This is a genomic window from Micromonospora sp. DT81.3, assembly GCF_049847225.1.
GTDB lineage: Bacteria > Actinomycetota > Actinomycetes > Actinomycetales > Microbacteriaceae > Microbacterium.
The window spans coordinates 16,844-26,485 of sequence record NZ_JBNCNY010000016.1; the positions used below are offsets into that span (position 1 = coordinate 16,844).

At 66.7% G+C, this 9,642-nt stretch carries 14 protein-coding genes; 2 read left to right on the top strand and 12 right to left on the bottom strand.

Translation table 11 applies throughout. The features are described from left to right. Positions 1-21: 21 nt before the first annotated feature. Complete coding sequence (locus ACPW96_RS21575) at positions 22-900, bottom strand: ArdC-like ssDNA-binding domain-containing protein (protein WP_425885667.1); 879 nt, start codon at positions 898-900, stop codon at positions 22-24. Between the two features lie 156 nt (positions 901-1,056). On the opposite strand from ACPW96_RS21575, the gene ACPW96_RS21580 reads away from it, so the two are divergent. Next, positions 1,057-1,305: a DUF2188 domain-containing protein gene (locus tag ACPW96_RS21580; RefSeq protein ID WP_425885669.1), complete on the top strand. Its 249-nt coding sequence runs from the start codon at positions 1,057-1,059 to the stop codon at positions 1,303-1,305. Positions 1,306-1,340: 35 nt separating this feature from the next. After that, positions 1,341-2,270 (top strand): ATP-dependent DNA ligase, encoded by a 930-nt coding sequence (locus ACPW96_RS21585; RefSeq protein ID WP_425885671.1) that lies wholly within the window; start codon positions 1,341-1,343, stop codon positions 2,268-2,270. Between the two features lie 29 nt (positions 2,271-2,299). Here the strand turns inward: ACPW96_RS21585 and ACPW96_RS21590 are convergent, their stop codons facing one another. The 11 genes from ACPW96_RS21590 to ACPW96_RS21640 form a co-directional block, all read right to left on the bottom strand. Beyond that, the gene (locus ACPW96_RS21590) at positions 2,300-2,485 is read right to left on the bottom strand and encodes a hypothetical protein (RefSeq protein WP_425885672.1); all 186 of its coding nucleotides are present in this window, start codon (positions 2,483-2,485) and stop codon (positions 2,300-2,302) included. A 68-nt stretch (positions 2,486-2,553) separates the two neighbouring features. Next, positions 2,554-3,519 (bottom strand): hypothetical protein, encoded by a 966-nt coding sequence (locus tag ACPW96_RS21595; protein ID WP_425885673.1) that lies wholly within the window; start codon positions 3,517-3,519, stop codon positions 2,554-2,556. 3 nt (positions 3,520-3,522) lie between these two features. After that, positions 3,523-3,858 carry a DUF3846 domain-containing protein gene (locus ACPW96_RS21600; protein WP_425885674.1) on the bottom strand — a complete coding sequence of 112 codons (336 nt, stop codon included), beginning with the start codon at positions 3,856-3,858 and terminating at the stop codon, positions 3,523-3,525. 114 nt (positions 3,859-3,972) lie between these two features. Beyond that, a complete protein-coding gene (locus ACPW96_RS21605) occupies positions 3,973-4,467 on the bottom strand; it encodes a hypothetical protein (protein WP_425885675.1) in 495 nt (164 codons plus the stop codon). Continuing rightward, on the bottom strand, positions 4,448-4,750 hold the full coding sequence (locus ACPW96_RS21610) for a hypothetical protein (protein ID WP_425885676.1): 303 nt from the start codon (positions 4,748-4,750) through the stop codon (positions 4,448-4,450). The genes ACPW96_RS21605 and ACPW96_RS21610 overlap by 20 nt, the downstream gene beginning before the upstream one ends. A gap of 185 nt (positions 4,751-4,935) precedes the next feature. Next, positions 4,936-6,237, bottom strand: coding sequence for a hypothetical protein (locus ACPW96_RS21615; protein ID WP_425885677.1), 1,302 nt, complete (start codon positions 6,235-6,237; stop codon positions 4,936-4,938). Positions 6,238-6,306: 69 nt separating this feature from the next. Beyond that, positions 6,307-6,558: a hypothetical protein gene (locus tag ACPW96_RS21620; RefSeq protein WP_425885678.1), complete on the bottom strand. Its 252-nt coding sequence runs from the start codon at positions 6,556-6,558 to the stop codon at positions 6,307-6,309. Between the two features lie 14 nt (positions 6,559-6,572). Further along, the gene (locus tag ACPW96_RS21625; protein WP_425885680.1) at positions 6,573-7,616 is read right to left on the bottom strand and encodes a hypothetical protein; all 1,044 of its coding nucleotides are present in this window, start codon (positions 7,614-7,616) and stop codon (positions 6,573-6,575) included. Between the two features lie 14 nt (positions 7,617-7,630). After that, a complete protein-coding gene (locus ACPW96_RS21630) occupies positions 7,631-8,077 on the bottom strand; it encodes a hypothetical protein (protein WP_425885681.1) in 447 nt (148 codons plus the stop codon). A 313-nt stretch (positions 8,078-8,390) separates the two neighbouring features. After that, positions 8,391-8,966, bottom strand: coding sequence for a hypothetical protein (locus tag ACPW96_RS21635; RefSeq protein ID WP_425885683.1), 576 nt, complete (start codon positions 8,964-8,966; stop codon positions 8,391-8,393). Next, on the bottom strand, positions 8,963-9,478 hold the full coding sequence (locus ACPW96_RS21640) for a DUF6884 domain-containing protein (protein WP_425885684.1): 516 nt from the start codon (positions 9,476-9,478) through the stop codon (positions 8,963-8,965). The genes ACPW96_RS21635 and ACPW96_RS21640 overlap by 4 nt, the downstream gene beginning before the upstream one ends. Positions 9,479-9,642 lie beyond the last annotated feature (164 nt).

The window sequence follows — 9,642 nt, forward strand, 5'->3', positions numbered from 1 at the left end:
CACCCGCCCCCGGAACCGTGCTCAGCTCGCCTCTGCTGCCTCCTCCTCACCAAGGAGCGCGTCCGCGATCGCGGTGACGGCGCGAAGGACGTTGGCGGCCGTGCTGCGGATCATCTCGACGTCGCCGGCGGACCAGCCTGCGACGTAGCCGATGGACCAGGAGCTGGTGTCCAGACCGAGCAGGGCGCCGGCGCCGTAGGCGACCGATTCTGCTTCCGTCTCGATGTGGCCGCGGTGCGCGATCGTGTCCGTGTCACCGAAGTGCAGGAGAGCGTGGCCGATCTCGTGCAGCAGGGTCTTCGCGCGCATGGCGGGGGCCATCTTTGCGTCGACGCGGATCTGGCGGGTGTCGCCGCGGGTGTAGCCGTTGAGGCCGTCCTGAGTGATGTCCTCGAGGGCGACGTTCCAGCCCTGCGCGGTGATGAATGCGGCCGCGCGGTCGAAGATCGCATCGACGTCCTCGCCCTGCAGTCGTTCGGGCTGGATCTCCGGGAGGGCATCGCCCTCGGTCTGAGTGATGTCGAAGACGCTGACGATGGGGTAGCGAGCGGAGTGGTGCACGGTCTCTTCGCCGGTCTCCTCGTCGACGTCGACGGTACGGCGGGGAGAGAAGCCGAAGATCTTGATCGACTTGGATCCTTTCAGGACGTGGCGGCCGAGGGCCTCCCACTGGCGGAAGCCGAGGCAGTACGTCCCGCCCTGGGAGAGGATCAGCATCTGGTTGGCGAACGACCGACGGCGCATCACGCCGGCGAGGCGCAACCACGCCTTCCAGTTGTCTCCGTCGACGAGAGTGGCGATCTGCTCGGTGAGCGTCTCGTGCAGTGCCTCTGCCTCGGCCCGGCGCTGCTCCGGAGTCTTGCGGGCGCGGACCGGGCGGCGAGTCTTCGTGGCGGTCATGGTGTCTCCCTCGGTAAATCTTTAGTGAATCTGACATTCATTACATTACCTAGGGGGTCGGACATCGTCAACACCAATTCCGCAACGAGAGGGGTAGTCCTCGACGTTTCGCAAGGCCCTCGCGTGCGTTTGCGGCCGCGGCGTAGCTTGCGGTTCATGGCTAAGAACGATGAGGACCGTTACGTCGTCCCGAACGAGAACGGCGGGTGGGATGTCGTGAAGGAGAACCACAAGCGCGCATCCGCCCATTTCGGCACCCAGAAGGAAGCGATCGCGCGCGCGAAAGAGACCGTGGAGAACACCGGCCGCGGCCTCGGCGAGGTCCGCATCCAGGGCACGAACGGGCAGTTCCGCGATTCCGACTCAGGCTCTCGCAACGAGACCAAAGCGAAAGATCACCGCTGATCCCGACGTCGCTGTCACTGCCGCCGGCGACCGCGTTGGCGCGGTCCCAGGCGAGCATCCCCGACCCCGACGCACTCCCGGGCGGGTGCCGGTACGAGCCGAAGTGGGACGGGTACCGCGCCACCGTCACTAGCGGTGAGCTCGGGGTGCGCATCTGGTCACGCCGGGGCACTGATATGACCGAGGCGTTTCCCGAGCTCACCGCGGCCGCGGCGCAGCTGCCGGAGGGGACAGTGCTGGACGGTGAGGTGGTGGCGTGGGTCGGGGGGCGCTTGGATTTCGATGCGCTGCAGCAGCGTCTCAGCGCCGGCAAGAAGCGCCGGCGCGCTCTGGCGCGCGACCTGCAGGCCTCGCTCGTTCTGTTCGATGTCCTCGCCCTGGCGGGGGAGGACGTTCGAGTGCGACCGTTCGACGAGCGCCGGCACATGCTCGAGCAGCTCGCGGCGTCCTGGCGGCCGCCGCTGACTCTCTCACCGATGACGGTCGACGTCGCCGAGGCGCGGGGCTGGTTCGAGGACATGGCGGCCGCCGGCATTGAGGGCCTCGTAGTGAAGGGCGCCCAGCAGGCCTACAAGCCTGGTGAGCGGCAGTGGATCAAGGTCAAGTACCGAAATATCACTGACGTCATCGTGGGCGCCGTGATCGGTCCCATCGAAAGACCGAAAGCCGTCGTCGTCGGAAACTACGTCGATGGAGAGCTGCGCATCGTCGGCCGGTCCACACCGCTCAAGCCGTCTGTCGCACGCTCACTTGGCGCGCTGCTCCGCCCGCCGATCGGGGAGCACCCGTGGCCGGAGTTCGTGTCACCGGGTGCGGTCGATCGGTTCAACGCCGGCAACGACCCGGTGCGCCTGACTCTGGTCGACCCGGTGCCCGCCGAGATCTCCGCAGACGTCGCCCAGAGTCACGGGGTCTATCGGCACGGCGTCAGATTCGTGCGCCTAGTGACCGAGCCGCGATCGTGACGGTGTCCGTCACCCGCCGGCGTCGCGGCTCAGCTGAGGGGCGCATCGCTCTCGTCAGTCCACTCGTCGACGCGCTTCATGCCGCCGTCCCACTGACCACCGCTGAGTAGGTGGAGGTAGGCAGCAAACGCTGCCGGTTGCTCGTCGGCCGAGATGCCGTGCTCCCGGCAGTACTCGTCGAACGATGGCGGTTCGGGCACCGCGGAATCAGTCATCAAATTCCCCCTAACCGCGACACGGTACGCCTCCTGCCGGCGTTCAGGGAGAGCGTTCCGTCGGGCAGTCAGGTGGCGATCGCGGGAAGGAGATCGGTCGCGGGCTTCGGGTAGTGAGTCGGAGGAAGCGCAATGCGCACGCGGCGCCGCTGGCTGGGTGATCCGATGGCAAACGCATATCGCCAGTTGCCGGGGTGCCGCACCTTGACGATCTGCATTGCCTCGAGCGCATCGCGAAGCCAGGCCCGTGGATCTTCCCCTGCCCGTCGTATAGGGGCGCCGAGCGTCACCAGGTGCTTTTCGGCGGAGGCAGCGCCGCTTTCCTGCGCGCGCACCTTCTGCAGTGTTCGCTCGGACAGGACGAGTCCTCGCCGCGGGTGGTAGTTGAGTGTCCGGGGGGTACTGCGGCCGCAGGCGGTCGCATTCGTCGCCTGGTAGATCAACCCGCAGTGCCCCGGGGTCGTGACCTCGACTCGCTCTGTGCTCGTGCCGTCGTCGTCGACCTCGAGGACTCGTCGATGCCGGGGGAGCGGATCAGCGAAGGAAACGACCCCTCGGATGCCGGCGGCGGCGGCGAGCTGGAAGGCGCGTCGGAGAAACCATGACTCCGCGTTCGCGGGCGTGTCTGTGAGAACGAACCGGCCGAGCTCGATGCTCTCCTCGTAGGGGGTGAGGTCTGGGAACACCTGAGTGAGGACGCGCTGCGTCATCGGCGTGCTGAAAGTTGCGACTCCGACGAGTGCTTGCCCGTCCACAATGGCGCCGTTGATGGGGAATCGATCGTCTCGGGTGAGGAGTCCGAATGAGAAGCGCGCTGCCGGGAACGAGCCGGCGTAGTGCTCAGCCTCGACGAATGCGCGTGCGGCTGCCTCGGGGAGGGGAGTGACGGTGTACAGCGAGGCGTCGAATCCACCGTCGGTCGGATGCCGCCACGACGGCTTGCCCTTGTCCCATCGCTGGCAGTTCTCGCTCGAGGGGGAGCGGACCTCGGAGACCTGGGTGCCCGGGCGGACCGGGAGGCCCTGGATGAGCATGGCTCAAGCTCCCGCGATGAGCTTGCGGACGGACTCGACGAGAGAGTCGGCGACGTCGGACCAGTTCTCAGAGTTCGGCGACGAGCCGACCAGGAGGACGTCACCAACGATGAAGTCGTCTGCGGCGAGGCCGGTGCATCCGATGACGGTGACGGCGTCAGCAACCGCGTTGTGAGCCAGGCCCGAGTACTTGCCTTCCTCGTTGAGGATCATCTGGTGACGGTCGCCCACGGGAACCGCTTGCACGAAGCCGCCGACCTCGCGCCAGTAGTCGGCGATGTCGTCGAGCTCGACGAAGCTGAGCTGGCCGGTGGTGGTGATCTTGAGTGCCTTGGTCATGATGACCTCCCGTTAGTGAATCTGACATTCACAGTCTAGGTGTAGGCACAGACACTGCCGTCGGCGGACAGAAGAAACGCCCCCGGCTGAAGACCGAGGGCGGTGCCGAACGATTCACTGCTGCGCGATCGGTTCAACCCAGGGGTGCGGGTACCACCACGTTTCGTAGGTCGGGTGCTGCATCCACAGCTCAGGGTCGGCGAGGACGACGGAACTGCTGAACGCGCAGGCGAGGTTGCGGCAGGGCCAAATCCCGAATGTCCAGCTCGTGCAGCCCAGGCAGGACGCGACGCGCTCCCACATCCAACCCTGCTGAGCGCACCAGGCGCGGTTAGAGCTCCAGCTGTACGGGTTGTGTTCCATCCAGACCGCGTAGCCGTTGCGTTCGGTGAGGTGACAGATGGGGCAGGTGCGTTGCAGGCACTCGTCGTAGTGATCGGTGTCGTGAAGGAGGTGCCCGCACTCGAGCGCCCCCGCGGGCCGCGTCTCCTCGAAATCCATGAGCGTGAAGAGCGCGTCGGAATGGACGGGCAGGCCGTGCGACGTCGCGGGGGCGTGGCTGATCCCATCTTCGGGGGCCGAGCGCTTGTCAGTGGAGGTCGAGCTCAACGGAGTCGGCCTCGAGGTCGGGGATGGTCTGGCAGGGGTGGGCGAGTGTTGCACCCGGTGCGTGCACCGTGACCCTGTCTCCCTTATGGAGAGTCGCGTGGAGCAGCTCGGCGCGCAGGCCGCCGGCGTGGACGTTGAAGGGCCCGTCCGGCCCGTCGACGCGGAAGCTCACTCGAGCGACTCGGTTGGGGAGGAGGCGGATGTAGGTGAGCGGCGTGCAGATATTTCCGGTGACGATGACCGCGGGCGTTGTCGGCGCCTTTGCGGTCTGAGTGGCGGTCATGACGAGTCTCCTTCGATTAGTAGTGAATCTGACATTCATTGATACTACGCCCGAGATGCTGGGATGGAACCCCTCTTCGGGCCCTTACTGGATATAGGCCGCTGGGATTGCTGTTCGCGGACGAGCATTGGTGCGGATCGGGTGCCGACATCGTGAATCAGGCTCTCCTCGAGCTGCCGCCGTAGCTAGGCCGACCGGGCTTGCGTGGCCCGCGCGGCGAGCTTCATCAGCCGCTCTGCCTTGGTTGCTTCGATCGCGGTGGGGAGCTCGCCCTTGCGGGCGCCGGATCGGCCGTACAACAGAACCTTGAGCCCGGTCTTCGACACCTCGGCCGCGGCGGCGATCGCCAGGACCGACCACCCACTGGCCATGAGCGCACGGACATGCTGCCGGACCGGCTCTGCGGGCACACGGGGCGCCTGCTCAGCGATCCCAGCTTCTCGAGCTCGGCGGCGTTCCTCGGCCCGAGAAGCATCTGCGCAGGAGATCTCGGCAGGGCAGGCGTTGCGATCCTTACAGCCCAGCGAGTAGCCGTAGGGCGTGCCGTGGTGCTTGGAAGGGATCCCCTGCAGCTGGCGTTTGGCGACCCATTCGCGGTGGTACCGGCGTCCTGCCTCTTTGCACTCTGGACGATCGCAGCCGCGCGCCCTGCAGGCGTTCGTGCCGTGCGGTTGCACGACTCTCGGCGCTGCTACAGGCCTGGGCTTGCGGAGCCGCGCCGGCGAAGCCGGCTTGGGCTTGCGCGGCTTCTTCGGCGCGGCCGGCTTGTTCGTGCGATGGCTGTCGACGTCGGCTTGGGCTCGGTCGTGGTCTGCTTGCGCGGAAGCAACGGCGGCGGCGATGGCACCGTTGAGGGAGAGGCCGGTTCCTTCTGCGATCCTCGCCTGCGCCAGCGCTGCCGTAGCTCGGCGGAGTTCGCGCGCCCGGATCAGCTGATCAGCCTTCCACTTCGCCAGGGCTCGGGTGTGGTTGTCCAGCTCGGTCTCGTAGCCGTCGAGCTGCTCTACCCAGCCTGCGTCTTCGAGCTCGTGGGCGCGAAGCCGCTCGGCATCCAGCCAGCCGTACCCGGGGTGAGATCTGTCCGGTGTTGTGCTTGCTGAGGGAGCGACCCGCGGTTCCTCGCGTGTGGGGACCAGCTTGGGTGCGGGCGAAGACCGGCGCTGCGTAGGCCGTTGCCTCTGAGCCGCCCTCGGCTTCCGGGCTGCGGTCCTCGGCTTCGCCGGAGCTTCGGTGTGGCGGACGGTCCGGGCAGCCGACCGATCGCGTTCCCGTATCCCCGCGCGCTCGGCCGCTTCTCGGCTGAGGATCTCTTCCAGGGAGACGCCGGCGTCGACCAGCCTCTTGAACGTCCAGTCGCCCGAGTAGCGCTTGTGCAGCTCGCGGCAGGTGATCAGGGCGGGACATGCGGCGCCCCGGCATCCGGCGGCGAATCCCCCCGGAGTCCCGTGGGGGAAGCTGTCATCGAGGATGTCGAGGGTCGTGGACATCTGTACTGTCTCCTTCTCAGCCGCGCAGCGCTCTGGCTTGCAGGTAGGCCATGAGTGCTGCGCGCCGGCTCATCGGTGAGCGGATCCTGCCGGCGTCAGCGTTGGCGCCGGCTGTGGAGTCGCACTGCCGCCGTCGCCGCCGGTGTGTGCGGCGAGTATGACTTCGACGGTCAGTGGCTCTTCCAGCCCGGCGGCGGTCGGGAGCAAGAGCGTGTGCTTCTCCCGAGGACCTTCCATCTCGAAGCCGCACTCGCAGCTGTACAGCCCGTAGTCCTCGACGTCGTCGGAGGGGATGTACATCGGGTCCGGTTCGTCACACATGATGCAGCAGCGCATCACACACCTGCCTCTCGTTTTGTGGTGAGCATCGGCATCTGCCGCGCTTCCAGTTGCTCCAGCGCTTGGCTGGGGATGTGGATGGAGTGGAGCTGCTCGATGAGTCCTTGAGCTCTGCGGTACGCGAGGTTTCGCTCGGTGGCCGACGTGGCGCTGTTCTCGGTGAGATTGAGCAGCGTGCGGATCTCGCGGATGAGTTTGCGTTCGGCTGCAGGGACACTCCTCGGGCCAACTCGACGCGCGTGGCGCTCGGCTGCCTCCCACGCGAGAGCGAACGCTTGGACGGCCCGTGGGTACGGAAGGGCTGTCAGATCGGCATGTGTCGGTAGCTGTCCCGTTCCCCATGGCAGATCGCCGTCCGTGTCGCGGAGAGTGTTCGCGTCCTGCATCGCCCTGAGCATCTTGTAGGTGGCCGGCACAGCGGGGTCGGTGAGAGCCGGCAGGGTGAAGAGCGAATCCCAGTCGGTCTCTGCGTGGAGGATCTTCCGAAGCAGCTCGTTGTGCAGCTCGCGGATCTCGAGCCACTTCGCCTCGAGCCGCGAACGTTGTCCCTGCTCGGCGACTCGCCTCTCCCGCGCCCTCCCCAGACGCCCGCTCGGTCGAGCGAGCCATACGAGAAGGACGATCACGACCCCGAGCAAGATCGTCACCGCAAGCGATCCGAGGACGAACCAGAGCCACGTCAGGTCGACAGCTTCTGCCTCCTGGTCAACGGGCCGTGTGGACGGGAGTGGAGATCCTGAGGGCGTCTGCGTTGGCGACGAAGATGTGTCCTCCGGCTCAGCCCATAGATCCGAAGTCCACGGCAGCGCGATGCCGAATACCAGAGCGCAGATCCCGACGACGACGAGGGGCGATCCACCGCGATCGCGCGTGAACAACACCTTGAACAAGCCCAGCAGGACGAGGACTCCGCCGAGTACAGCGACGAGGGTGAGCAGGATGGTCGGGATCACCTCGAGCAGCCAGTCGGCGAATCGAGGCAGCAGGAGGTCGGATTCGCCGGTGGATGCCTCGTACAGGCCTCGAGAGATGGCAAGCATGGTTTGATTCCGTTCTAAGAGGCGGCGGCCGCGGCGGGCAGGATGGCGGCGGCGTAGTCAGGGCGTCGGCCCCAGGCATCGGCGACCCGCTGGGCGACCGAGCCGTCGTTTCCGAGGTACGGGCGGTACTGCTGCCCGTTGCGGGTGTCTGTGATGACGACCTGGACGCTGCCAGGGTGCTGACGGATGGTGATCTCGCTGACGGGCAGCGGGTGCTTGATCACACGTCCGGCGACGATGAAGTTGGCGTGCAACCCCCGGATGGCGTCCGGGGCGGTGAGCGCATCGTGGGCCCACTTCACGATCGGGAACCCTGAGGCCGGGCTGAATCCGATGAGCCGGCCGCCCGCCAGGTCGTAGGGTGCGCGGACGAAGTAGTGGCCGTCGACCAGGATCGGCGCGGGAGGCCGGATGAGCTGCTCGACGTTGGCCAGGTAGAGGGTCAGGGTCGTGGCGGTCATCAGGTGCTCCGTTTCGTTCCGTTGATGGATATAGGCCGCATCGATGGGCGTTCGCGGACAAGGAAGAGGGAGAGGCGGGGGCGGCTTGTCAGGAGCCGCCCCCGCGGCGCCGGCCCCCGAGGGAGGACGATGGGCCGGCGCGGGGGATGGGGTGCAAGAGAGCGGGTTGTGCTCGTCAGGCTGCGCGGTGGCGCCCATCCGGCGAGGGGAGCGAGGGTCGCGTCCCCTGGCTGTTGAAGGTCTGAGTGGTCCTCCTCGGATTGCTATGTAGTGAATCTGACATTCATTACAATACGGCAGGGCTCCGACATGGTCAAGGGGCGGTTGTTGCATAGCTGACGAGGAACGCAGCGAGCTGGTCGCGCTTGGACGTGTCCCGCCCCAGTCCGTTCGGGTCGTCGTCGACGATGTCGGCGGCCTCGAGCGCGGCCATGAACTGCTCCGCCTCACGCCTGGTCTTCCAGCCGTCGCCGGCGACGTTGCTGCCGATCCGGTAAGAGTGCCCGGCGTGGGAGAAGACCACGGGCACCTGCAGGCCGCTGGGGACGTGGAAGACGTCGTGGTGGAGGCTGCGGAGCTTCGCGACGGCATAGCGTCCACTGGGGCTCGTGGTGATGGGGTAGACCTTGCGCCCGGTGTCCTTGAGCCCGACCCGGAACGGGCGGCCGCCGCGCAGCGGGAGGGTGGCGAAGACGTCGTCGGCGTCGTCGACGGCGCGACCGTACTCGCTCATGTGGCTGCGGTAGAGCGCCTCGAACTGCTCGTCGGTCATCCGGGGAAGGGCCGTGGGCTTGGGCAGTGGTGCCGGCCGCCACTTCGGATTGTGCTTCCGTGCCATGAACGCCTCGACGGTCTCGCGGACCGGGGCCTCGAGCGAGCTCCTGCTCATGCTGACCGGACCTCCGACAGTGCTGCGGTGAGCCACGCGAGCTGCTCCCCGATCCCGAGCCCTTGCATGGGCACCGAGTAGGGCCACTGGCAAGGGTGGAGGATCGTGCGGTACTGCTCGCCGGCGACAGCGATGAGGGTTACGCGCGGGACGTCCGCCAGCTCGGTAGCCAGCTGTGCACGGACCATGTCGGCCCACTGGTGGATCGGCTGCGCGCTCCGCTCGGGCTCCCTCGGAATGACTCGCCCGAGCTTGACGTCATACGGCTCGAGGATGGTGTCCGGGTGGACAAGCCCGTACTTCGCGGACAGGACGTACCAACGATCGCAGGTCGCCTCGACGTAGGCGCGCGACTTGCGGAACAGGGCGCTGGTGTAGAGGCTGCCGGCGGGGGATGGCCGGGAGAGCTTCGCCGAGCCGCAGCCGACTAGACCGACACGGGTCTGAGTGAGGCGCATCACTGCACCTCCTACGGTTTCGCTGGTCGGCGCCTCGAGCGAGCTGATGTCCATGGGTAACCTCCTGCTAGTGAATCTGACATTCATAACCTAGCGAGTGTGTCCGACATTGCAGTGCCCGAGTTGAATGTAGGTATTTCTTGGAGTTGTCCATCTCCCAGGAGACATGTCCACGTGGTGTCCGTTTGGACATTTCGGCCGCAGGGTGATGTCTGAAT